Source organism: Mycobacterium sp. 852002-40037_SCH5390672, from assembly GCF_001665875.1.
Taxonomy (GTDB): Bacteria; Actinomycetota; Actinomycetes; order Mycobacteriales; family Mycobacteriaceae; genus Mycobacterium.
In genome coordinates this window covers 113,398-136,050 of the sequence record NZ_LZTA01000006.1, presented here as the reverse complement: position 1 = coordinate 136,050, position 22,653 = coordinate 113,398, and the positions used below count along the sequence as shown (strand labels likewise).

Sequence of the window (22,653 nt, the reverse complement as noted above, 5' to 3'; positions counted from 1 at the left end):
GGCCCAGGTCGACCCGCGCAAGGTCGAGTTGATCAAAAAGGAATTGAGCCTGAGCAAGGAGGGCCCGGGGGCGACATCGATCTGCCCCGGAATAGTCGGGTCCGGTATGACCGGGACCTGTGGGGAATTCGGCCCCCGGCCGACCACGCGCTCCTGCAGCCGCCACAGGGTGTATTTGAGTGTGCCGACGAGCAGGTTCACGTTGTAGTGGTGCGGTCCATGCAGCCCGATGTCACCGGGGAATCCGATATCGGGGAGCGACCCGAGCATGATCTTGTCGACGCCCACATTCACCGAAATCGAGTTTCCCGCCGTCGATTTGACCAACGCGGGGATCAGCCGGTTCATCGACAGCCAGCTGGTATCCGGGCTCATCGCGACGTCGTTGGCGGCGCCGGCGACCGTGTTCAGGTCGCGAATCATGCTGCGGCCGCTGGTGTCGGTCCCGCCGATCGACGGGAACCGGGCCAGTGTCCGGGTGGTGTCACCCACCTGTACGGCCAGGCTGGACAGCTGACTGGTGTTGTCGGCCAGGGCCGAAGTGGCCGGACTGGCGGCCGCCATCAGGTCGCTGATGGTTTGGTTCTTGGCGTCGAGTTGGTCGGCCAGGCGCGACAATTGGGTCAACGCGTGTGAGATCTGATCGGAGCGGGCGTCCAGTGTGCCGAGCAGCTCGTTGGACTTGCGGATCATGTCTCCGAAGGCCTGACCCTGGTCACCGGTCGCCTTGCCGAAACCATTGATGATGTTGGTGAAATTGCGAACCGCCCCCCCGTTCACCAGAATGGCCGCCGAGCTCAGCACCGACTCGACGGTCGCGGCGGCCGCGGTCGAGTCCAGGCCGATGGTGTCGCCGTTGCGCAACAGCGGACCATCGGGCTCACCCGCGGTGGGCGGCTTGAGCGCGACGAACACGTCGCCCAGCGGTGTCGCGGTACGCAATTCCGCGGTGCTGCCCCGCGGAAGTTGCACGCCGTCGCGGATGCGCAGCTGGGTGACCGCGGTGTAGTTGCGTGCGACCATCGATTCGAGCTGCCCGACGTCCGCGCCGGCGAGCTTGACCTTGGCGTTCATCGGGAGGTTCAGCGCGTTGGAGAACACCGCGTTCAGCGAATATCCTCCCGAGCCCAACCCCGGCGCCGGAAGGGGCAGGCTGGCAAGGCCGTTCGTGGCACATCCGGCCGTGATCATTGCCGCGGCCACCACTGTCAACGTGCCCCGCGTGCCCGTGATCATCATTTCTGCCCCATGGCGGCCATGCCGTCGAGCACATACGTCAACCCGAAATCGGGGCCGAAGTCCTGTATGGTTCCGGTGCTGCAGCCCAGTTGCCGAAGGCCCATCAGGTTGCAGATCTCTTTGGTGTACTGGCTGTCGAAGAGCAATCGATCCGTGAGGAAGCGGGCCCGCACGCTGCCGTTCGCCCGGTCGATCATGTTGTAGGCGTTGTCGGCCACCAGCGGGGCCAGATCCAAGAGCTCGGCCAGGTCGCGCCGCTGATCGGTCACCGTCTTCAGCGTGTCATTGCCATGGAGCACGGCCTGTTTGACGTTGTCGCGGTTGGCGTCGAGCAGGTCGCCGGCCCGCTGGATCAGTTGGTCGAGTTTGTGTCCGGTGTCGCCGCTGCCGAGGTTCTCGTCGGCCATGATCTGACTGACTTGGTGGATGGTCGAGGCGAAGTCACGCAATTTCGTGTCATTGGCCGCCACGGCGTCGAACAGCGTGCTGATGTTTTTGACGATGGTGGTGATCTGCTCGCGGGTAGTCGCCCCGCCGTCGCTGGACAGCCGCAGCGCCTTGGACAGCTCACCCAGCGCCGCCTTGATCTTTTCGCCGTTGCCGTTGACCACTTCTGTGCCACCGTTCAGCACGTCGGCGATCGGTCCGCCGCCGCGGCCGTCGCCCTCGAGCGACTTGGTCACCTTGTCCAAAACGTTGAGAACACTGCTGAATTCGACGGGCGTCTTTGTCCGGGGCAGCCCGATGGTGTCATGGTTCTGCAGGGTCGGTCCGCCGTGATAGGGCGGCGTGAGCTCGATCTGCCGGTCGGTGAGGATGGATGTCGACACCGTGACGGCCTGCGCGGTGGCGGGCACTTTGACCTGACGGTCGACGGTGAACTCGACTTCGACGTAGCCGCCCTTGGCGTTGATCTTGGTGATCTTGCCCACCGGCATGCCCAGCACCGCCACCTCGTTGCCCTCGTAAAGCCCGGAGGCGCTGTCGAATTGGGCGGTCACGGTGATCGTGTCCTCGTCGGAACTCAGGTACCACCAACCGACACCGACCGTCGCGGCGATGACCGAGACCGCGGCGACGATGGCCAGCACCCTGGCGCCGAGCCCCTTCACTTGCAGTCCTTGAAGTACTCGATCATGCCGAACTGCTTGGCACGGCCACTGATTGCGCACATCCACGAATCAATCAGCGGGACGTTGGGGGCGTTGAAGTTGATGGCGTTGCCGTCACCGGTGAGGTTGGCCGCCTCGCGGAAGAAAATCGGACTGGTTTGCAGCATGCTGTGCAGCAGGTCGTCGTGGGCAGACATCAAGTTGGTGAAGTCGCGCATGTCCTTGATCAGCGCGTCCAGACCCGAGCGGTCGTCGACGACGACCTGGTTCATGGTGTCGACGAGGCTCGAGAGGGAGTGCATCATCGCGTGGAAAACGGCGCGCCGCGCGACGAATTGACCCAGCAGGTCTTGGCCCTGGTCGACCAGCGCGCCGATGCCGGCCTGCTGGCGCCGCAGCGTGTTCGTCACCTGCTCGGTGCTGCGTAGCAGCTGTCCCAGCTGATCACGTCGCACCGCGATGATCGACGACAGTGTATTGATATTCGTGATCGCCTGCGGCACAACGGAAGGCAGGCCCGCGAGCTGCTTGCCGAGCACCGCCAGTGACTGTGCGAACCTGTCGGAGTCGACCTGCTCGAAAGTGGTGGTGGCGTCCTGCAACGCGGCCTGCAGGTCGTAGGGCACTTCGGTGTGCGCCAGGTCGAAGGTGTTGTGGGGCAAGTGCGCCGGGCCGTTGGGCTGCAGTGCGAGGTAGCGCGAACCCAGGATGGTGGTGACCCTGATCTGTGCCCGCGAGTCCTTACCCAGCTTGATGTCATCCCGGATCTTCAACCCCGCCTCGACATGGTCGCCGACGAGTTTCATGCTCGTGACGTTGCCCACCGGGATGCCCGCGACCACGATCGGGTTGCCGGCCCGCAGCGAGGCCGCTTGCAGGAACTCCGCCGTGTAATGCCGATAGCCGGCGCCGATCGCATGCACCAACAGCATGACTCCGATGACCACCGCGACCACCGCGACGGCGATGAAGCCGAGCCAGGTCTTGTTATAGCTTTCCAGCGGACGCTTCTTCATCCGCGACAGCCGTTGCCGTACCGACGCGTCAGCCATCGACCGTGCTCCTGCAGCGTGGGGTGTGCCAGGCCCTGTTTCCCGGTGTGGCGGCGTTGATGATGATCGGCACCACATCGTTGAGGCCGGGGAAGAACCCCATGAAGTTCACGTCGCACACGTAGGCATTGCCGTAGGCGCCCTGATTGCCCACCCGGGTAAGACCTTTCAGCAGCAGCGGGATGTTGTCGCCGAAGAATGCCACCTGCGGTTCGACGTCCATGATGTGTTTGGTGACACCGGGCTGACGATCGATGAATTCGCGCAATGCCGGGTAGACGTCCGTCGCCGAGGCCGACAGCCGGTTGGTCACCCGGGCCAGTGAACCGACCGAGGCGACCAGATCCGGACGCCGGCGGTCGAGCTCGCCGACAACGCTGCGGGTCTGCGTGATGACCCCGTCGAGATTGTCGTTCTGTTGGGCGAGGTTGCCGACCACTTTGTCGAGGTTGGTGATCACACTGCCGAGGGCCTGATCGCGCCCCGCGAAAGTCTGCGTGAGCGTGGAGGTCTGGCCGACCAGTGTGGTGAGCGACGACGTGTCGCCCTGCAGCGAGGCGATGATGCCCTTGGTGAGGTTGTCGGCGTCATGGGGGTTCAGCAGGCTGAACAACGGCTCGTAGCCGTTGAGCAGCGTGGTCACGTCGAAAGAGGGCTCGGTGCGTTCCAGCGGGATAGTGCTGCCCGGTGCAAGCAACTGCGGACTGCCTTCCTTGCTCAACGACAGTCCGAGGTAGCGCTGCCCGACGATGTTCTGGTAGGTCACCGACGCGAGGGTGTTTCCGAACAGCCGCTGTTCGGACTGCACCACGAACGAGACCTTCGCCAAGTTCCCGTCGAGTTCCACCTTTTCGACTCGGCCCACGCGTACCCCGGCCATGCGCACGTCGTCGCCTTCGCGAAGCCCGTACACGTCGGTGAACACCGCCGAATACCGGGCGGTGTCGCCCGCCACGTCACGCCGCAGGCTCACGTACACCAACCAGGTCAGCGTCAACGAGACGATCATGAACAGGGCCAGTGCGATGAGTGGGCCTCGAAACCTCATGAGGATCTCACCTGGCCTGCCCGGGTGGATGAGCCAGTGACACCGTGGTGCCGCGGGCGACCGGCCCCAGCAGAAGCTCGGTGGCTTCGTTGGCGGGCGCGCCGGTGATCACGCCCAGCATGTTTCGTTCGTACTGACTCCCAACAGGTCCCACGTTGCCCCCGAAAGACGCCCGGTACGAGGCCTGCGGAATCCACGGCGCCTTGGGGGCCACCGGCGCGACCCACGGCTGGTGCGGCTGCGGAGTCGCGGGCGCACCGGGCGACGGGTTGTCGGGATTCGCACTGCCCGGTACCGGCGGCGACGGCGTAATGCCAGGGGCCAGTGGCGGATTGGGATCGATCAAATTCGGTGCTCCGTTCACGAGCGGCGGGCCCACCGCGACGAGGTTTCCATCCGGACCGATCACCGTGCCGGGCGGCGGAGCCAGATCCTTGGGCGGCTGATAGTTCTGCGGCAGCAGCACTTCGGGTAGATCGGGGCGCACCGGAATCAACGGTGCGGTAAAGCAGCTGGGTCCCTTGAGCTCGCCGTAATGCGGACAGTCGGCGCGGGTGTAGGTGGAACTGGGTGTGAAGGTCAGCATGGCGCGCATGTTGCCGAGGTTGGTCCGCGGGTTCCAGACCTGTTCCATGAACTGGTTGGCCAGGCTGTCGAGCTTGGCGACGGCCGGCACGAAGTTGTTCGACTTCTGCGCCAAGATGCCGAGCACCGGCGTGAAATCGGTGGTGATCTTGATGAGCTGGTCGATGTGGTTGTCGAAGGATTGACGCGTCGTGCCGACGGTGTAGTCGGCGCCCGACAGCAGCGAGGCCAATTGCCCACGTGTCTCGGCGAATGTCCGCATCGGTTCGACGGCCTGATGCAGCGCATCGAGAAGGTCGGGCGCCGTCTGGGCGAGCCCAGTCGTCGCATCCAGCAGTGCGGACACCGTCGAGGGGCCGGCGTCGGTGCTGACAACCGAATTGAGTTGATCGAGAAGGCGATTCAATTGCGCCCCGGCGTTCAGCAGGGTGACGCGGCGGTGGTCGGTGGCCGCACCCAACGCGGCCAAGATCCCCACCGATCTGTCGTCGCGGCCGCGCCCCGCGGCCGCGAGCAGGTCACGCAGCTTAGTGACGGTGGTCTGGAAAAGAACGGTCGGCAGCCGCTTGTCCTCCAAAACATGTGCGCCGTCACGGATTTTCACACCGGGGCCGTTGCCCACCAGCTGGACCGACGACACGGCGAAAACGTTGCTGGGCACCACGCGGGCGGTGACGCTGGCCGGAATCGACTTGGCGTAATCCTCTTTGAGGTCGATGTGGACATAGTTGGGCTTACCGTGCGCCGCCGGGACGACGTCATTGACCATGCCGACAAGAACGCCGTGGTATTTGACGTCAGACTTCTGCGGAAGGCCGTCGCCCACGTTGACCAGGTCGGCCACCACCCGCACGTAATCGTTCAGCCTGCCAGTGGATTTGACCAACATCGCGGTGGTCACCAGGGCGCTGACGACCACCACCGCAATGCCGATACCGAACAGCTGCCGGTCCGACGGGCCGCGGCCGTCCAGCTCAAAGGAATTGGGCATGTTCCACCGACCTAGCCACCAAACCTCGCGCCGGAGTCGACGCCCCACAACGCCATGGTGAGCAGCATGTTCACGATGATCACGACGGTGATGCTGGCCCGCATGCCGTGGCCTGCCGCGACCCCGACGCCCTCGGGTCCGCCGCTGGCGTAATACCCGTAGTAGCACTGGATCGTCGAGGCGATCCACACGAAGATGATGGCCTTGAACAAGGAATAGATGATGTCCTGGCCGGCCAGCATCAGCGTGAAGTAGTGCAGGTAGGACCCCGTCGAGCCGCCACTGCCGATTCCCACCACTATTTGCGTGCTCAGGTATCCGATCGCCAGGCATGCGGCGTACAGCGGGACGATCGCCACCACCGAAGCGATCAGCCGCGTGGTCACCAGGTAGGGGATGGGGCGGATGGCGATCGATTCCAACGCGTCGATCTCCTCGGCGATGCGCATGGAGCCGAGCTGGGCGGTAAATCGACAGCCGCCCTGCATGGCGAACGCGAGCGATGCCATCAGGGGAGCCAGCTCGCGGGTGTTGACCAATGACGAGACGAACCCGGTGGCGGGCCCGAGACCGAGCAGATCGAGGAAGTTGTAGCCCTCGATGCCGACGAGGGCCCCGACTGTCATGCCGAGCACGACGGCCACACCGGCGGTGCCCCCACCCACCACGATCGAGCCGTTGCCCCAGGTGATGTTCGACAGCAGCCGCAGGAATTCGAGGCGGTACTGGCGCAGCGCGAGCGGCACGGCGACCGCCGCCCGGACGAAGAAGACCAGTAGGTGGCCGAGCCGGACGATCGGCACTCTGCTTCTGCGATAGAGCCGGACTAGCGGCACCGCAATCGGCGCGAACGGTTGATAAGCGGAGGCCGTCATGTCAGAGCCCCGTCCTGGGCGACAACATGATGTAGAGCTGGCTGATGGCGACGTTGACGATCATCAGCAGCAGGATCGCCTCGACCACAGCGGCATTCACGGAGTTCGCGACTCCGGTCGGTCCGCCCTTGGTGGACAAGCCTTTCTGGCTGGACACGATTGCCACAATGGCGCCGAACACGATCGCCTTGATCAGCGCCAAGATCATGTCGCCGGTCGTCGCAAACGAAGCGAACGTCGACACGAAGCTGCCCGGCGCCCCGTTCTGGAAGTACACGTTGAACATGTAGCTCGCAAAAAATCCTGCGAAGCACACGACACCGGTGAGGGCCACACCGATCATCACCGCCGCGGCGAAGCGGGGCACGACGAGACGGCGGATCACCGAGACGCCCATCACCTCCATCGCGTCGGTCTCTTCGCGCATCGTTCGCGAACCCAGGTCGGCGGTGATGGCCGAGCCGACCGCCGAGGCCATGAGGACGGCGGCCACCAGCGACGCCCCCTGCCGAATAACGGCCAGTCCACTGGCCGCCCCGGCCAGCGAGGTGGCACCGACCTGGCCGGCCAGCAACGCGAACTGGATGGACAGGGTCACGCTGATGGGCAGCGACACCAGGATCGTCGGCAAGACGGCGGTGCCGGCCATGAACGCGCCCTGCCGGACGAACTCCTGCCACTGGAATCGCCCGGTCACCAGGTCGTAGAAGAAATACTGAGCGGTTCGCACCCCCAGAACGAACTGCTCACCTACCGTCGTCAGCGAGGCGACCGGGTGACGTTTGACGTACCCGACGGACCAGTTCCGGATGGCCGTAACGCCATCAAGCTGTGTCGTCGTCATAGCTGCGTGACCTGCGGTCCGTCTAGCAAACCCATGGCCCGGGCCATCGCGTACCAGCTACCGCTTTCATCGGCGCTCTTCCCACCCCTAGTCCTGAGTGCCGGGCGGAGGACGTTGGGCGCCCGTCGGACCCTATCCTTATTAAAATAGTGTCAACAAGCTCAAAGACTCCGCAGCTCATCGGTGTGTGCTGCATCACAGTAGCCTACTTGATAGGGACTTTCAATAGTGTAGAGTCACTCATCTGAGTTCGTCGCTGGACGGCGCCGTGGGGTTCTGATGTCGGATTGACGAAGGTGATGGCATGCCCTCAGCAAACACCGGTTCGTTGCGGGACCGGCGCCGGGCCGCGCTGCTCTCCCACATCCAGCAGACCGCGCACCGGCTTTTCGCCGAACGCGGCTTCGAGGCGGTGACGACCGAGGACATCGCCGCGGCCGCCGGGATTTCCATCAGCACCTATTTCCGGTACGCGCCCACCAAGGAGGGCCTGCTGGTCGATCCCGCCCGGGCTTCGGCCGCCGAGATGGTGGGTTCCTACAGGGTGAGACCGCCAGATGAGTCGCCGGTCGAAGCGTTGATTCAGCTCTTTGTGGCGCACGCCAGGGATGTCAGCGAGGTCGACGACCTCGGCACCTGGCGTGATGCCGTCGCGACCGCGCCCCACCTGTTGAGCAAATCCGTGCTGGTCAGCGAAACCGATCACGCGACGTTTATCGAGGAAGTCGCATACCGGATGGGTGTCGATGCGCAAGTCGATATTCGACCCGCGCTGCTGGTCCACACCAGTTTGGCCACAGTGCAATTCGTCCTCGACGGGTGGCTGACCTCGGACATCGTGGCGAGTAAACCCTTCCACATCCAATTGGAAGAAGCGCTGCGGATCACGCTCGCCGGATTCCACTGACCGAGCGCCTCAAGACGCCGCCGGGCGAAACCGCCGTGACTTTGCTCGCCGCCGCGTGAAACAATCGCTGGCCGTGAAGACCTTCGAGGATCTGTTCGCCGAGCTGGGCGAGCGCGCCCGTACCCGGCCCGCCGGCAGCGCGACGGTCGCCGCACTGGATGGTGGCATCCACGGGCTGGGCAAAAAGATCCTCGAGGAGGCCGGGGAGGTGTGGTTGGCCGCCGAACACGAACCCGACGAAGCGCTGGCCGAGGAGATCAGCCAGTTGCTCTACTGGACCCAGGTGTTGATGGTGGCCCGGGGACTGACCCTCGACGACGTGTATCGGAAACTATGACCATGCTGCGGGTTGCGGTTCCCAACAAGGGCACGCTGAGCGAGCCGGCCAGCGAGATCCTCTCAGAGGCCGGCTACCGGCGCCGCACCGATTCCAAAGACCTGACCGTCATCGACCCGGCGAACCAGGTCGAGTTCTTCTTTCTACGGCCCAAAGACATTGCCATCTATGTGGGTACGGGAGAGTTGGATTTCGGCATCACCGGCCGGGACCTGGTGGGCGACTCCGACGCCCCGGTGCGCGAACGCCTGGCGCTGGGATTCGGCTCGTCGAGCTTTCGCTACGCCGGACCGGCCGGGCGCGACTGGAAGATCGACGATCTGGCCGGCAAACGGATCGCCACCGCCTATCCCAATCTGGTCCGAAAAGACTTGGCCGGGCGCGGTATTGAGGCAACCGTCATCAGGCTCGACGGCGCGGTGGAGATCTCGGTGCAACTCGGCGTGGCCGACGCCATCGCCGACGTGGTGGGGTCCGGGCGCACCCTGAGCCTGCACAACCTCGTGGCCTTCGGCGAACCGCTGTGTGATTCGGAAGCGGTGCTGATCGAGAGCGACCAGAGCAGCAAGTCCGGAACGCAGGCGGCGCGCGATCAATTGGTGGCGCGGATCCAGGGCGTGGTGTTCGGCCAGCAATACCTGATGCTCGATTACGACTGCCCCCGCTCGGTGCAGGACAAGGCCACGGCGATCACCCCCGGGCTGGAGTCGCCCACCATCGCACCTCTGGCCGACCCGGACTGGGTTGCCATCCGTGCGCTCGTGCCGCGTCGGGGCGTCAACGAGATCATGGACGAGCTGGCCGCCATTGGCGCCAAGGCGATCCTGGCGTCCGATATCAGGTTTTGCCGGTTCTGATTGCGCACCCGGTGCAACGACCGCGGCTGTGTTAGCGTCCGCCTCGGGGGACTGCCCGGGTTGGCGTGCGGGCCGTCCCTGCATTGGTAGCCGGTTGTTGGTCTCCCAGGAGGGTCTTCCATGACACACGCACTTCTTGTCTTGTTGGCTTTGCTGATTGGTGTCGTGGCCGGGCTGCGGTCGCTGACGGCGCCCGCCGTCGTCGCGTGGGCCGCCTACCCCGCAGTTCTGGGCTGGATCGATTTGCACGGCACGTGGGCGGCTTGGATGGCCAACATCATTGCGGTGATCGTCTTCACCGTCCTCGCCGTCGGCGAACTGATCAACGACAAGTTGCCGAAGACGCCGGCGCGCACCGCACCGCCGATCTTCGCGGCCCGGATCGTCACGGGCGGGCTTGCGGGCGCGGCGCTGGGCGCCTGGCCGCACTGGACGTTCACCGCGCTGGGCGCCGGCGTCATCGGTGCGGTGCTGGGCACCCTCGGCGGCTACCAGGCGCGCAAACGGCTGGTCGCCGCGACGGGCGGCAAAGACCTGCCGATCGCACTGCTGGAGGACGCGGTCGCGATCCTGGGCGCGTTCGCCATTCTTGCGGCGACGGGCCACCTGCTGACGGAATACCTCCTGACGGCGGTTAAGTGACAGAACATTTCGATGCGGTCATCGTTGGGGCCGGGCAGGCGGGCCCGCCGCTGGCAGGACGGCTGACCGCCGCCGGGCTGCGCGTCGCGGTGGTCGAGCGCAAGCTCATCGGTGGCACCTGCGTCAACACCGGATGTATCCCGACCAAGACGCTGGTGGCCTCCGCCCACGCGGCGCATTTGGCGCGCCGCGGCGCGGAATACGGCGTCGGGACCGGGCCGGTCAGCGTGGACATGGCGAAGGTCAAGGCCCGCAAGGATGAGATCATGCTCGGCGACCGCAAGGGCGTCGAGGATTGGCTCGAAGGCATGAACGGCTGCACCGTTTTTCGCGGTCACGCAGTTTTCCAGGATCCGCACGCGCTGCGGGTCGGCGACGATGTGCTGCACGCCGACCGCATCTTCCTCAACGTCGGTGGGCGCGCAGTGGTGCCCGATATCCCGGGCCTGTCCGATGTCGACTTCCTCACCAACGTGTCGGTTCTCGAACTCGACACGGTGCCAACCCATCTCGTCATCGTCGGTGGCAGTTACATCGCGCTGGAGTTCGCACAGATGTACCGGCGGTTCGGGGCCCGGGTGACCGTCGTCGAACGGGGCCCTCGGCTGGCGTTGCGCGAAGACCAGGATGTCTCGGCCACCGTCGAAGAAATCCTGCGGGCCGAAGGCATCGACATCATCGTCGGCGCCGATGATGTGCGAATAGTCAAGACCGACAACGGGTTCGAGCTGACCCCTCGTGAGGGCGCCGCACCCGTCGAAGGAAGTCATCTGCTGCTGGCGGTGGGCCGGCGACCCAACACCGACGACCTGGGCCTGGATGCGGCCGGGGTGCAGACCGACGCCCGTGGCTATATCGTGGTCGACGACCAGCTCAAGACCAGCGTCGACCACATCTGGGCGATGGGCGACTGCAACGGCAAGGGCGCATTCACCCACACGTCCTACAACGACTTCGAGATCGTCGCCGCCAATCTGCTGGACGACGATCCGCGCCGGGTCAGCGACCGCATCACCGCCTACGCGCTCTACATCGATCCGCCGTTGGGGCGAGCCGGCATGACCGTCGACCAGGTCCGCTCGTCGGGACGCAGGGCGCTGGTCGGCAGGCGGCCGATGACCAGGGTCGGCCGGGCGGTGGAAAAGGGTGAGACACAAGGCTTCATGAAAATCGTGGTGGACGCCGACACCATGGAGATCCTGGGGGCCGCCATCCTCGGGGTCGGCGGCGACGAGGCGATTCACTGCATCCTGGACGTGATGTCGACCAAGGCTCCCTACACCGCGCTGTCGCGCACCATGCACATCCATCCCACCGTGAGCGAGCTCATTCCCACGATGCTGCAGGAGCTCTCGCCGCTAGTTGGCTAGTGGCGATGGCAAGCGCGGCGTAGCCGCGCGCAGCGAGTCGCCACCATTGAACCAGTGGCTAGGCCGCCGGTTCGGTCGGATGCGAATCAGGCTGCGCGCCAACAGTGTCCGGCCACCCCGGGTAGGGAGGCGGGGTTCCCCCGAAAAGCGGGCAGTGCTGCTGGTGGGGACACCAGTCACACAACCGCGACTGGGCGGGGCGGAAATCACCCGTCTGCCCGGCGGATTGGATCGCCCGCCAGATCGCCATCAGCGTCTTCTCGAAGCGCAGCAGCTCATCATGATCCGGCGTGTAGTCCAGCACCTGGCCATCGGCCAGATAGATGAGCCGCAACCGGGTGGGCTGCACGCCGCGCGAGCGCAACAGTGCCACCGCGTAGAACTTCATCTGGAACATGGCCTTGAACTCGGCCAGGGCTCGTGCGGCCGGCGGCGCCTTGCCGGTCTTGTAGTCGACCACCCGCAGCTCGCCGGTGGCGGCGACGTCGATCCGGTCGATGAAGCCGCGCAGCAGTGTGCCGTCGCCGAGCTCGACCTCCACTCGCTGCTCGCAGCACTCCGGGTTGAAACGGGTGGGGTCCTCGAGCCGGTAATAACCGGCGAGCAACGCCTGCGCCTCGGCCAGCAACTGGGTGCGCTGCACCGAATCCAGGTCGGCGGTCATCTCGGGCGTCGCCGCGATGATCTGTTCCCACGCGGGCTCCACCAACGACATGGCGGTGTCGGGGCCGCGCTGCTGCGCGGGCAGGCCGTACAGCTGCTGCAGGGCGGCATGGACCAGCGATCCGCGCAGCTGCGCCGTCGACGGCGCCTCGGGCAACCGATCGATGGCCCGGAACCGGTACAGCAGTGGGCACTGCTTGAAGTCCGCGGCCCGCGACGGCGACAGGGCCGGCCGGTACACCGCCGGGCGCACCGCCGACTGGGGCGCCTCCGGCTGGACGATCATGTCGGCAGCCTAGGACTGGGCGCCGACAACCCCCAAACACCTGCTGCGGCGAGTCGGCTGGCACGCTAGACCGCGTGTCCGTAACCGGCCCGTTCACCGAGGGCGAGCGTGTCCAGCTCACCGATGCCAAGGGTCGGCATTACACGATGGTGCTCAGCGCCGGCGCCGAGTTTCACACGCATCGCGGATCGATTCCGCACGACGCGGTGATCGGACTGGAGCAGGGCAGCGTGGTCAAGTCCAGCAACGGCGCCGTGTACTTGGTGATGCGGCCCCTGCTGATCGACTACGTGATGTCGATGCCCCGCGGGCCCCAGGTGATCTACCCCAAGGACGCCGCTCAGATCGTGCACGAGGGCGACGTCTTCCCGGGCGCACGAGTGCTGGAGGCCGGCGCCGGCTCCGGCGCGCTGACCTGCTCGCTGCTGCGCGCGGTCGGGCCCGAAGGCCGGGTCACCTCCTACGAACAGCGTGCCGACCATGCCGAACACGCCGAACGCAACGTGGCGGTGTTTCACGGTGGTCGGGCACCCGACAACTGGCAGCTGATCATCAGCGACGTTTCCGACTCCGAACTGCCCGACGGATCCTTCGACCGCGCCGTGCTCGACATGCTCGCGCCGTGGGACGTGCTGGAGTCGGTCGCGCGGCTGTTGATCCCCGGCGGTGTGCTGATCATCTACGTGGCCACCGTCACCCAGCTGTCGCGCACGGTCGAGGCCCTGCGGGCACAGCAGTGCTGGACCGAACCCCGGTCGTGGGAGACATTGCAACGCGGTTGGAACGTCGTCGGTCTCGCCGTCCGGCCACAGCATTCGATGCGCGGACACACGGCCTTCCTGATCTTCGCGAGACGGCTCGCGCCCGGCGTCGTGACTCCGGTGCCGTTGGGGCGCAAGCGCGCAGGCCGCGACGGCTAGTGGCGATCGCAAGCGCGGCGTAGTCGGGCGCAGCGGGTCGCCACCGTCGGGCTAGTGGCGATCGCAAGCGCGGCGTAGTCGGGCGCAGCGGGTCGTCACCGTCGGGCTACATATCCTCGCTGCGAATCAGGGAGCGCCGCACCGATAGCAGCTCGAACTCGGGGTGCGCGGCCACCAGCCGCTCGGCCGCGTCCAGGACGTCGACGGCGTGGCCACGGTCGCCGGACACCGTGGCGACGCCGATGCCCGCTCGCCTGTACAGCTCATGTGAACCCGTCTCGGCCGCGGAGACGCTGAACTTGCGCTGCAACTCGGCGACGACGGGACGAATGACCGACCGCTTCTGTTTGAGTGACCGAACATCGCCGAGCAGCACGTCGAATTCGAGCCAGCCGATCCACATGCTGCGGGTCAACCCGGCGGGTTTTGTTCGGGGGGCGGCTCCGGAGCCGGGGCGGGGGCAGGAGCGGGCTCCGGCGCCGGAGGTGGCGGCGGGGCGGGCGGCGGAGGCGCGGGTGGCGGTGCCGGCGGCGGAGCCGCGGGTGGTGGTGACGGCGGTGCCGGGGCGGGTGCGGGTTCGGGTGGTGGCGGTGCAGGGGCCGGGACCGGCGGAGGCGCGGGAGCCCCGGAGGTCGGAGCCGTCGGCGACTTCCCCAGCGCCAACAGCATTTCGGCGGTGTGCCTCGATAGCTGCCAACCGCCTTGGAAGGGGGTGAACTCCATCGGGAAGGTGAAGTCGGCGTTGTTGGCCTGCGCGGTGTGAAGGGCGATGGTGGCCTTCACGTTCGACGGGTTCCTGTCCGACCACGCGATGTCGTTCGCGGTGAACGTCATCGGCAAATAGCCGTTGTCCCGCAACGCGTTGGTGAACTTGTCCAGGGCGGCGGCGCTCTCCGGCGTTGCGCCTTCCACCAGATTCACCTTGCTGGCGCCCGGAACGTTCGGGTCGGCGAGTCGGGTGAGCACATCGGTGAGGGCTTCGGGCGGCGGCAGGGGAGTGGTGACCGGAGAAGCAACCTGGCCGGACGTGGCCGGCGGCAGCGAAGAGACGGCCGACGAACCACTCGTCGGGTGCGGCGACGAACATGCCGCCAGCCCGACCGCCGCCACGGCGGTGGCGGCGCTCAGCGCTACGGACAGTGGCCGGTGCATCCAGTCGGTCGGCCGGCTAGGCGGCTCTGGCCGCTTCGCGAAGAGAGGGTGTCGCTAAGGTCGGGCCGATGGGTGCAACCGAAGTCACACCGTCGGCGGGGGCCATGATGGTGACCCGAGGCGAGCCTGTGGGGAGGCTTTTTGCGGTCACGGCGGCCCTTTCGATCATCAGGATTAGTGGCCGAGATTACCAGCGTGACGAAAATCTTAACTTTTCGTGGGTATTTGACTACGCGCATCAATCGCCAATCGCCGGTAGCTTTGAAGTATCCGCCGCGCCAATTCGGTGTGGGAAAGGAGCGCAACATGGGTAGCTCAGAGCGTCCTGAAGCTTTCGGAACCCCCCACGAATCAGACATGTCCAGCGCCGAAGAGGCCGAGTTGGAGCAACTACGTCGCGAGGCAGCGATGTTGCGTGAGCAACTCGAGCACACCGTCGGCTCGCATGGCGCCAGCCGCTCCGCCCGCGATGTGCATCAGCTGGAAGCGCGCATCGACTCCCTTGCGTCGCGGAACTCGAAGTTGATGGAAACCCTCAAAGAGGCCCGCCAGCAACTGCTTGCGCTGCGTGAAGAAGTCGACCGGCTGGGACAGCCGCCGAGCGGCTACGGCGTCTTGCTCGCCACCCACGAGGACGACACCGTCGACGTGTTCACCTCGGGCCGCAAGATGCGCCTGACCTGCTCGCCGAACATCGAAGTTCAGTTGCTGCGCAAGGGTCAGACAGTCCGCCTCAACGAGGCCCTGACCGTCGTGGAGGCCGGCACATTCGAATCGGTCGGCGAGATATCCACGTTGCGTGAACTTCTGGGCGACGGCCACCGCGCCCTGGTCGTCGGGCACGCAGACGAAGAACGCATCGTGTGGCTCGCTGAGCCCCTGGTTGCCGAGAACCTGCCGGACGGCCACCCGGACGCGCTGAACGACGACACCCGGCCGCGCAAGCTGCGTCCCGGTGACTCCTTGTTGGTCGACACCAAGGCCGGCTACGCCTTCGAGCGCATCCCCAAGGCCGAGGTCGAGGACCTGGTGCTGGAAGAGGTGCCCGATGTCAGCTACCTGGACATCGGTGGTCTGACCCGCCAGATCGAGCAGATCCGCGATGCGGTGGAGCTGCCGTTCCTGCACAAGGAGCTGTACCGCGAGTATGCGCTGCGCCCGCCCAAAGGCGTGCTGCTCTACGGTCCCCCCGGTTGCGGTAAGACGCTGATCGCCAAGGCCGTGGCCAACTCGCTGGCCAAGAAGATGGCCGAAGTGCGCGGCGACGACGCCCGCGAGGCCAAGTCCTACTTCTTGAACATCAAGGGTCCCGAGCTGCTCAACAAGTTCGTCGGTGAGACCGAGCGGCACATCCGGCTGATCTTCCAGCGCGCCCGCGAGAAGGCGTCGGAAGGGACACCGGTCATCGTGTTCTTCGACGAGATGGATTCGATCTTCCGGACCCGTGGCACCGGGGTGTCCTCGGACGTCGAGACGACGGTGGTCCCGCAGCTGCTCAGTGAGATCGACGGCGTGGAGGGACTGGAGAACGTCATCGTGATCGGTGCCTCCAACCGGGAGGACATGATCGACCCCGCCATCCTGCGGCCCGGGCGTCTCGATGTGAAAATCAAGATCGAGCGTCCCGATGCCGAGGCGGCACAAGACATTTTCTCGAAGTACCTGGTCGAGTCGCTGCCGCTGCATGCCGACGACCTCGCCGAGTTCGACGGCGACCGTTCGGCCTGCATCAAGGCGATGATCGAAAAGGTCGTCGAGCGGATGTACGCGGAGATCGACGACAACCGGTTCCTGGAGGTCACCTACGCCAACGGTGACAAGGAAGTCATGTACTTCAAGGACTTCAACTCCGGGGCGATGATCCAGAACGTCGTCGACCGGGCGAAGAAGAACGCGATCAAGTCGGTGCTGGAGACCGGGCAGCCCGGTCTGCGCATCCAGCATCTGCTGGACTCGATCGTCGACGAGTTCGCCGAGAACGAGGACCTGCCCAACACCACCAACCCCGATGACTGGGCACGGATTTCGGGCAAGAAGGGCGAGCGGATCGTCTACATCCGCACCCTGGTCACCGGCAAGAGCTCGAGCGCATCGCGGGCCATCGACACCGAATCCAACCTGGGTCAGTACCTGTAGGGCTCGACACCGCCAGCGGTCAGTCGGTCACCAGCGAATAGCTGTTGGTCAGGTTGTCCTGCAGCACCTGCGCCGTCCGATGGGTCGTATCCACTCGCAGTTCGTCGGTGAGCACGCGCGGTTGATAGGCCCACCCGGCCGGCAGGTCGAGCCGGTCGGCAAGGCCCGGTAGGTCAGCGCGCGACAGGGTGGCGTCGGCGACCTGGCTCCAGGTCTGCATGACCCAGTGCTGGCTCTGGGGATCGATGAGTTCGAACACCTCTTGGCCGGCATTGAAGACGAACACCGTGTGGCGGTTGACCGTGTTCGGGATATAGGGCGCCGGGTTCATCGACGACAACAGGACGGTGGCCTGCTGGATCATTTCGATCCCGCCAAAGGTTTTCGTGATCTGCGGCCCCCGGGTTTGCTTTTCGATCGCGTTCATCAGCCAGTACCGGGGACCGTTGAGCAGGGCCGCGGCCGCTCCGTGTTCGGTGGCGATGGCGTGCGCGTCCAGCGCCGACCACAGCTCTTGGGGACAATCGTTGAGCGGGAAGCTGTTGTAAACCGCCGCCTGCGGGCCCGCCTCGCCGGGGGTTACGAGGAGTACCTCGCCGTAGCGCTTCCCGGACAGATCGAGTGCGTGCTTACCGACGGTGGGCTTGGGTTCGGGGGCGGACACAGGGTGAAGTTAGTCACTGGCATCGGTGCCGTCAACACGCCGGACACTGACCCGGGCGGCGCCGTGGTAGCGATTGCGGGCCACCAAAGTGGTGTGTAGGTCGTCGATCAGCGGGTCGAGAAACGTGTTTCGGTATTCCGCATCGCCGGCCGCGCGGGCGCTGATGTACATGAACGTCAATCCGCCAAGGAAAAGCGTCATGTGAATCAGCGAGTCGGGCACCGGCAGCGTGAATCCGAGCACCGTCGCGCTGCTCCTGTAGGTGTGAGTCCACTCGTTGAGCAGTTCGGGGCTGAGCACGATGAGCCCCAGAATCAAATAGATGGCGGCGGTGACCACCGCCACCACCATGATCTGGGCCAGTTGTGAGACGGCCAGAACAAAAACCACATTGAGGCGTTCCGACCTCTTCAGCGGTGCCCGGTCCGAGGTGTCGGGCATCGTGGCGAACGGTGTGCCCGCGAGTGTTTCGGGTCCGTCGCGCACCACACTCGCCGATTGCAGCATCGGCCTGACGCGCTCTCGCGTCGCCGAGGTGACGAACGCCGCCGCGATCCAGACCAGAAATGTTATGGCCAGTGCCAGCCGGTTGCCGCTGATGGTCGCGGCCATCAGCCAGACATAGGTGTTGAAGAACACCAACGCCGTCAGCAGCACGACCGGTAAGGCCCGAACGGCCAAGGCGCCCACCGTCGCAAGGTGCGACAGCATCATCCGTACCGCCCATCCGATCACCGACCCGATCCCACTGCCGGTGAGGATCAGCACGGCCGCCACGACGACGGCCTCCTGTACGACGTCGCCCACCGTGACTCCGATGCATGCCACAGCCAGGACCGACAACGTCGCTATCGCGGTGCGTTTCTTGCGGCTTCGCGACCGGGAGACCAGCCAGCCGACGACGGCCATCAACGGCAGGGTCAGGGCGAGCAGAACCAGCACGGCCAACTCGGAGGTCGTCGGCTCGCCGCTGATCTCGACGTCGTGGCCGCCGGTGATCAGATAGACCGCCAGGATGCAGACCTGCAGCGCCGCGTACGCGGCGAGCATGGGCGACGACCGCGTCCAGAGCCGCCGCCACCGCGCGCGCCGGGTGATTACGGACGGCAAACCGCGCTCCAAAAACCAGCTTTCGGCGGCGGCGCCCGGTTCGGCTCGGCGGCCCGGAGCGCGGCCGCGAAGAAGCTCCATGCCGGCTCACCCTACGGCGGGCACGTCACCCGCGCCGGCCTATCGGAATGGTTGCCGGACTGGCAGTTTCCGGACGTCGGCGGGGCCGCACCATCGGCCGGCGTGGCTCGGTCGGCCGGCTCCGGCGCGCCCCGCTGCGCGGGCCGCTTCGTCGCCGGGCCTACGCTTGGGTCATGCAACGGATTATCGGGACGGAGGTCGAATACGGCATTTCATCGCCATCGGACCCGACAGCCAATCCGATCCTCACGTCGACGCAGGCGGTTTTGGCGTATGCGGCCGCAGCGGGCATTCAGCGCGCCAAGCGCACCCGCTGGGACTACGAGGTGGAATCGCCGTTGCGGGATGCCCGCGGCTTTGACCTGAGCCGCTCGGCCGGCCCGCCCCCGGTGGTCGACGCTGACGAGGTCGGCGCGGCCAACATGATCCTGACCAACGGGGCGCGGCTCTACGTCGACCACGCGCACCCCGAATACTCCGCCCCCGAGTGCACCGACCCCCTCGACGCGGTGATCTGGGACAAGGCCGGCGAGCGCGTGATGGAGGCCGCCGCCAGGCACGTCGCCAGCGTGCCGGGGGCTGCGAAGCTGCAGCTCTACAAGAACAACGTCGACGGCAAGGGCGCCTCCTACGGGTCGCACGAGAACTACTTGATGTCCCGGCAGACGCCGTTTTCGGCAATCATCGCCGGGCTGACCCCCTTTCTGGTCTCGCGACAGGTGGTCACCGGCTCCGGCCGCGTCGGCATCGGACCCTCCGGTGACGAGCCCGGCTTTCAGCTGTCCCAGCGCTCGGATTACATCGAGGTCGAGGTCGGCCTCGAAACCACGCTGAAGCGCGGCATCATCAACACCCGCGACGAGCCACACGCCGACGCTGACCGGTACCGGCGGCTGCACGTCATCATCGGTGACGCCAACCTCGCCGAGACGTCCACCTATCTGAAGCTGGGCACCACCGCGCTGGTGCTGGATTTGATCGAAGAGGGCCCGGCGCACGGCATCGACCTGAGCGACCTGGCGCTGGCGCGGCCGGTGCATGCGGTCCATGCCATCAGCCGCGACCCGTCGCTGCGCGCCGTCGTGGCCCTGGCCGACGGTCGGGAGCTGACTGCCCTTGCGCTGCAACGGGTTTACCTGGATCGGGTGGCCAAATTGGTTGACAGCCGCGATCCCGATCCGCGCGCGGCCGACGTCGTCGAAACGTGGGCGCATGTGCTCGACCAACTCGAGCGTGACCCGATGGAATGCGCCGAGCTCCTCGATTGGCCGGCCAAGCTGCGCCTGCTCGAAGGATTCCGGCAGCGAGAAAACCTGAGCTGGTCGGCGCCGCGGCTGCATTTGGTGGACCTGCAATATTCCGACGTGCGGCTGGACAAGGGCCTGTACAACCGACTGGTCGCGCGCGGCTCGATGAAGCGCCTGGTGACCGAACACCAGGTGATCGAAGCGGTGGACAAACCGCCGACCGACACCCGCGCATACTTCCGCGGTGAATGCCTGCGCAGGTTCGGCGCCGACATCGCCGCGGCGAGCTGGGACTCGGTGATTTTCGACCTGGGCGGCGATTCCCTCGTCCGCATCCCGACGTTAGAGCCGCTGCGGGGCAGCAAGGCCCACGTCGGGGCGCTGCTGGACTCGGTAAACAGCGCCGCCGAACTGGTGGAACAACTCACCAGCTAGCTGCCGGTTAACCCGGGGAACGTCGGGCTCGACCGGTAGGCTAGGAAAGACCAACGGGCAGTGTGGCTTGATCGGTGAATAAGCCATTCAACAGGCCCAGACAACAGGAGGCGGCGATGGCGCAGGAGCAGACCAAGCGTGGCGGTGGTGGCGACGACGAAGATGACGTCGCCGGCAGCACTGCCGCGGGCCAAGAGCGCCGAGAGAAGTTGGCCGAGGACACCGACGATCTGCTCGACGAGATCGATGACGTCCTCGAGGAGAACGCCGAGGACTTCGTTCGCGCGTATGTCCAAAAGGGCGGACAGTGACCTGGCCTTTTTCTGATCGCCTGTCCACCAATTCCGCACTTCCGGGCTACGCACATTTAAGAAGCCCCGCTATAGACCTATCGTCGTTTGCTGACTTGCTGCGCCGTCAGGCGCCGGAGTTGCTGCCGGCAAGCCTGTCGGGCACGCAATCGGATGCCACCATGGGGCAACTGCCGCACGGCACCACCATCGTCGCGCTGAAATACCCCGGCGGCGTGGTGCTTGCCGGCGATCGGCGTTCGACGCAGGGCAACATGATCGCCGGGCGTGACGTCAAGAAGGTGTACATCACCGATGACTACACGGCCACGGGCATCGCCGGCACCGCCGCCATCGCGGTGGAGTTCGCCCGCCTGTATGCAGTGGAACTCGAGCACTACGAGAAACTCGAAGGCGTGCCACTCACGTTCGCCGGCAAGGTGAACCGGCTGGCCATCATGGTTCGCGGAAACCTGGCGGCCGCGATGCAGGGTCTGATCGCACTGCCGCTTCTGGTGGGCTACGACATCGACGCGGCGGACCCCGAAGGCGCCGGCCGGATCGTGTCTTTCGACGCCGCCGGCGGCTGGAACCTGGAAGAGGAGGGCTACCAGTCGGTGGGATCGGGCTCGATTTTCGCCAAATCATCGATGAAGAAGTTGTACTCGCAGGTGACCGACGCCGACTCCGCGGTGCGCGTCGCCATCGAGGCGCTCTACGACGCGGCCGACGACGACTCCGCCACCGGCGGACCGGATCTGGTACGCGGGATCTATCCCACGGCGGTCACCATCGGCGCCGAGGGGGCGCTTGACGTGCCGGAGAGCCGCATCGCCGAATTGGCCCGCGAAGTGATCCAAAGCCGTTCGCGCGCTGACACTTTCGGTCCCGATGGTGGTGAGAAGTGAGCTTCCCGTATTTCATCTCGCCTGAGCAGGCGATGCGCGAGCGCAGCGAGCTCGCGCGTAAAGGCATCGCGCGCGGCAAGAGCGTGGTCGCGCTGGTTTACGCCGGCGGTGTGGTTTTTGTCGCGGAGAACCCGTCACGGTCGTTGCAAAAGATCAGCGAACTCTACGACCGCGTGGGCTTTGCCGCCGCGGGCAAGTTCAACGAATTCGACAATTTGCGCCGCGGCGGAATTCAATTCGCCGACACCCGCGGCTACGCCTACGACCGTCGCGACGTCACGGGCCGCCAGCTGGCCTATGTTTACGCCCAGACGCTGGGCAGCATCTTCACCGAGCAGGCCAAACCCTACGAGGTGGAATTGTGCGTCGCCGAGGTCGCGCACTACGGCGAAAGCAAACCGCCTGAGCTGTACCGGATTACCTATGACGGATCGATCGCCGACGAGCCGCATTTCGTGGTGATGGGTGGTACCACCGAACCGATCGTCACGGCACTCAAGGAGTCTTACGCCGAGAATGCCGATCTGCCTGAGGCCATGCGGATCGCGGTGAAAGCGCTGCGGGCCGGCAGCGAAGCCTCGAATGGTGACCAGTCCACCCTCGATGTGGCCAGCCTGGAAGCCGCCATCTTGGATGTCAACCGGCCGCGACGGGCTTTCCGGCGGATCAATCGCGCTTCCCTGGAAAATTTGCTGCGCGAGCTGGATTCCAACGGCTCAGAACCCGACGGCGAGCCGTCGGATTCTGACGGCGGATCCTCCGGCTAGGCCCCGCCGGCCAGACCACGGTTCGAGACCGAACCGCCATTCACTTCACCGGTGCTGGTGGGCCTGATGATGCGCAAGGTGCGGGTGAGCTAGCGAAGAGCCTCTGCGCGGCGGGTAGGGCGGACGGGTTGCCCG

General features: G+C 65.7%; 22 protein-coding genes and 1 pseudogene. 11 read left to right on the top strand and 12 right to left on the bottom strand.

Features of this window, described 5'->3' with window-relative positions; translation table 11 throughout:
- The 7 genes from A5782_RS01855 to A5782_RS01825 form a co-directional block, all read right to left on the bottom strand.
- Nucleotides 1-1,239 (bottom strand): MCE family protein (locus tag A5782_RS01855; RefSeq protein ID WP_231986568.1); only part of this gene is annotated, 1,239 nt, incomplete at its 3' end.
- Nucleotides 1,236-2,357 carry an MCE family protein gene (locus A5782_RS01850; RefSeq protein WP_369815574.1) on the bottom strand — a complete coding sequence of 374 codons (1,122 nt, stop codon included), beginning with the start codon at nucleotides 2,355-2,357 and terminating at the stop codon, nucleotides 1,236-1,238. The genes A5782_RS01855 and A5782_RS01850, both read right to left, overlap by 4 nt.
- Entirely contained in the window at nucleotides 2,348-3,403 is a 1,056-nt protein-coding gene (locus tag A5782_RS01845; protein ID WP_067094241.1) for an MCE family protein, read from the bottom strand. Before A5782_RS01845 ends, A5782_RS01850 begins: the two co-directional genes overlap by 10 nt.
- Nucleotides 3,396-4,451: an MlaD family protein gene (locus A5782_RS01840; protein WP_067094238.1), complete on the bottom strand. Its 1,056-nt coding sequence runs from the start codon at nucleotides 4,449-4,451 to the stop codon at nucleotides 3,396-3,398. Before A5782_RS01840 ends, A5782_RS01845 begins: the two co-directional genes overlap by 8 nt.
- Nucleotides 4,452-4,458: 7 nt before the next feature.
- Nucleotides 4,459-6,027, bottom strand: a complete 1,569-nt coding sequence (locus A5782_RS01835) for an MlaD family protein (protein ID WP_067094235.1) — start codon at nucleotides 6,025-6,027, stop codon at nucleotides 4,459-4,461.
- 11 nt (nucleotides 6,028-6,038) lie between these two features.
- Nucleotides 6,039-6,902, bottom strand: a complete 864-nt coding sequence (locus tag A5782_RS01830; protein WP_067094232.1) for an ABC transporter permease — start codon at nucleotides 6,900-6,902, stop codon at nucleotides 6,039-6,041.
- Nucleotide 6,903: 1 nt separating this feature from the next.
- Nucleotides 6,904-7,746, bottom strand: coding sequence for an ABC transporter permease (locus A5782_RS01825; RefSeq protein WP_064885360.1), 843 nt, complete (start codon nucleotides 7,744-7,746; stop codon nucleotides 6,904-6,906).
- A gap of 304 nt (nucleotides 7,747-8,050) precedes the next feature.
- On the opposite strand from A5782_RS01825, the gene A5782_RS01820 reads away from it, so the two are divergent.
- From A5782_RS01820 to A5782_RS01800, 5 genes are all read left to right on the top strand, one after another.
- A complete protein-coding gene (locus A5782_RS01820) occupies nucleotides 8,051-8,653 on the top strand; it encodes a TetR family transcriptional regulator (protein WP_067094229.1) in 603 nt (200 codons plus the stop codon).
- A gap of 55 nt (nucleotides 8,654-8,708) precedes the next feature.
- Entirely contained in the window at nucleotides 8,709-8,990 is a 282-nt protein-coding gene (locus A5782_RS01815) for a phosphoribosyl-ATP diphosphatase (RefSeq protein WP_067094227.1), read from the top strand.
- 2 nt (nucleotides 8,991-8,992) lie between these two features.
- On the top strand, nucleotides 8,993-9,847 hold the full coding sequence (gene hisG, locus A5782_RS01810) for an ATP phosphoribosyltransferase (RefSeq protein WP_067094288.1): 855 nt from the start codon (nucleotides 8,993-8,995) through the stop codon (nucleotides 9,845-9,847).
- 120 nt (nucleotides 9,848-9,967) lie between these two features.
- Entirely contained in the window at nucleotides 9,968-10,489 is a 522-nt protein-coding gene (locus A5782_RS01805; protein WP_067094224.1) for a DUF4126 domain-containing protein, read from the top strand.
- Nucleotides 10,486-11,859, top strand: a complete 1,374-nt coding sequence (locus A5782_RS01800) for an FAD-containing oxidoreductase (protein ID WP_067094221.1) — start codon at nucleotides 10,486-10,488, stop codon at nucleotides 11,857-11,859. Before A5782_RS01805 ends, A5782_RS01800 begins: the two co-directional genes overlap by 4 nt.
- A 58-nt stretch (nucleotides 11,860-11,917) precedes the next feature.
- Here A5782_RS01800 and A5782_RS01795 read toward each other — a convergent pair whose 3' ends face one another.
- Nucleotides 11,918-12,808, bottom strand: a complete 891-nt coding sequence (locus A5782_RS01795; RefSeq protein ID WP_067094218.1) for a RecB family exonuclease — start codon at nucleotides 12,806-12,808, stop codon at nucleotides 11,918-11,920.
- A 74-nt stretch (nucleotides 12,809-12,882) separates the two neighbouring features.
- Between A5782_RS01795 and trmI the strand changes: the two genes are divergently transcribed.
- Nucleotides 12,883-13,728 carry a tRNA (adenine(58)-N(1))-methyltransferase TrmI gene (gene trmI / locus A5782_RS01790; protein ID WP_067094214.1) on the top strand — a complete coding sequence of 282 codons (846 nt, stop codon included), beginning with the start codon at nucleotides 12,883-12,885 and terminating at the stop codon, nucleotides 13,726-13,728.
- A 106-nt stretch (nucleotides 13,729-13,834) separates the two neighbouring features.
- Here the strand turns inward: trmI and A5782_RS01785 are convergent, their stop codons facing one another.
- Both A5782_RS01785 and A5782_RS01780 read right to left on the bottom strand, forming a co-directional pair.
- Nucleotides 13,835-14,131, bottom strand: coding sequence for a DUF503 domain-containing protein (locus A5782_RS01785; protein WP_067094212.1), 297 nt, complete (start codon nucleotides 14,129-14,131; stop codon nucleotides 13,835-13,837).
- 182 nt (nucleotides 14,132-14,313) lie between these two features.
- Nucleotides 14,314-14,880 (bottom strand): annotated as a pseudogene (locus tag A5782_RS01780) (hypothetical protein); the annotation flags it as partial.
- A 306-nt stretch (nucleotides 14,881-15,186) separates the two neighbouring features.
- Here A5782_RS01780 and arc point away from each other — a divergent pair.
- Nucleotides 15,187-17,016, top strand: coding sequence for a proteasome ATPase (arc, locus tag A5782_RS01775; RefSeq protein WP_067094284.1), 1,830 nt, complete (start codon nucleotides 15,187-15,189; stop codon nucleotides 17,014-17,016).
- 19 nt (nucleotides 17,017-17,035) lie between these two features.
- Here the strand turns inward: arc and A5782_RS01770 are convergent, their stop codons facing one another.
- Both A5782_RS01770 and A5782_RS01765 read right to left on the bottom strand, forming a co-directional pair.
- Complete coding sequence (locus A5782_RS01770; protein WP_067094209.1) at nucleotides 17,036-17,680, bottom strand: hypothetical protein; 645 nt, start codon at nucleotides 17,678-17,680, stop codon at nucleotides 17,036-17,038.
- A gap of 9 nt (nucleotides 17,681-17,689) precedes the next feature.
- A complete protein-coding gene (locus A5782_RS01765; protein ID WP_082942738.1) occupies nucleotides 17,690-18,871 on the bottom strand; it encodes a hypothetical protein in 1,182 nt (393 codons plus the stop codon).
- A gap of 173 nt (nucleotides 18,872-19,044) precedes the next feature.
- Here A5782_RS01765 and dop point away from each other — a divergent pair, with 173 nt between their 5' ends.
- The 4 genes from dop to prcA all read left to right on the top strand — a co-directional run bounded on the left by dop (nucleotide 19,045) and on the right by prcA (nucleotide 22,518).
- Entirely contained in the window at nucleotides 19,045-20,553 is a 1,509-nt protein-coding gene (gene dop / locus A5782_RS01760) for a pup deamidase/depupylase (RefSeq protein ID WP_067094206.1), read from the top strand.
- Nucleotides 20,554-20,669: 116 nt separating this feature from the next.
- A complete protein-coding gene (locus A5782_RS01755; protein WP_066860430.1) occupies nucleotides 20,670-20,864 on the top strand; it encodes a ubiquitin-like protein Pup in 195 nt (64 codons plus the stop codon).
- Nucleotides 20,861-21,751 carry a proteasome subunit beta gene (gene prcB / locus A5782_RS01750; RefSeq protein WP_067094203.1) on the top strand — a complete coding sequence of 297 codons (891 nt, stop codon included), beginning with the start codon at nucleotides 20,861-20,863 and terminating at the stop codon, nucleotides 21,749-21,751. The genes A5782_RS01755 and prcB overlap by 4 nt, the downstream gene beginning before the upstream one ends.
- Entirely contained in the window at nucleotides 21,748-22,518 is a 771-nt protein-coding gene (gene prcA, locus A5782_RS01745; RefSeq protein WP_067094200.1) for a proteasome subunit alpha, read from the top strand. Before prcB ends, prcA begins: the two co-directional genes overlap by 4 nt.
- Nucleotides 22,519-22,653: the final 135 nt, after the last annotated feature.

Coding starts and splice junctions, on each gene's coding strand:
- A5782_RS01845 (WP_067094241.1), bottom strand. CDS start 3,403: ATGGCTGACGCGTCGGTACGGCAACGGCTGTCGCGGATGAAGAAGCGT.
- A5782_RS01840 (WP_067094238.1), bottom strand. CDS start 4,451: ATGAGGTTTCGAGGCCCACTCATCGCACTGGCCCTGTTCATGATCGTC.
- A5782_RS01835 (WP_067094235.1), bottom strand. CDS start 6,027: ATGCCCAATTCCTTTGAGCTGGACGGCCGCGGCCCGTCGGACCGGCAG.
- A5782_RS01830 (WP_067094232.1), bottom strand. CDS start 6,902: ATGACGGCCTCCGCTTATCAACCGTTCGCGCCGATTGCGGTGCCGCTA.
- A5782_RS01825 (WP_064885360.1), bottom strand. CDS start 7,746: ATGACGACGACACAGCTTGATGGCGTTACGGCCATCCGGAACTGGTCC.
- A5782_RS01820 (WP_067094229.1), top strand. CDS start 8,051: ATGCCCTCAGCAAACACCGGTTCGTTGCGGGACCGGCGCCGGGCCGCG.
- hisG (WP_067094288.1), top strand. CDS start 8,993: ATGCTGCGGGTTGCGGTTCCCAACAAGGGCACGCTGAGCGAGCCGGCC.
- A5782_RS01805 (WP_067094224.1), top strand. CDS start 9,968: ATGACACACGCACTTCTTGTCTTGTTGGCTTTGCTGATTGGTGTCGTG.
- A5782_RS01795 (WP_067094218.1), bottom strand. CDS start 12,808: ATGATCGTCCAGCCGGAGGCGCCCCAGTCGGCGGTGCGCCCGGCGGTG.
- A5782_RS01785 (WP_067094212.1), bottom strand. CDS start 14,131: ATGTGGATCGGCTGGCTCGAATTCGACGTGCTGCTCGGCGATGTTCGG.
- arc (WP_067094284.1), top strand. CDS start 15,187: ATGGGTAGCTCAGAGCGTCCTGAAGCTTTCGGAACCCCCCACGAATCA.
- A5782_RS01765 (WP_082942738.1), bottom strand. CDS start 18,871: ATGGAGCTTCTTCGCGGCCGCGCTCCGGGCCGCCGAGCCGAACCGGGC.
- dop (WP_067094206.1), top strand. CDS start 19,045: ATGCAACGGATTATCGGGACGGAGGTCGAATACGGCATTTCATCGCCA.
- A5782_RS01755 (WP_066860430.1), top strand. CDS start 20,670: ATGGCGCAGGAGCAGACCAAGCGTGGCGGTGGTGGCGACGACGAAGAT.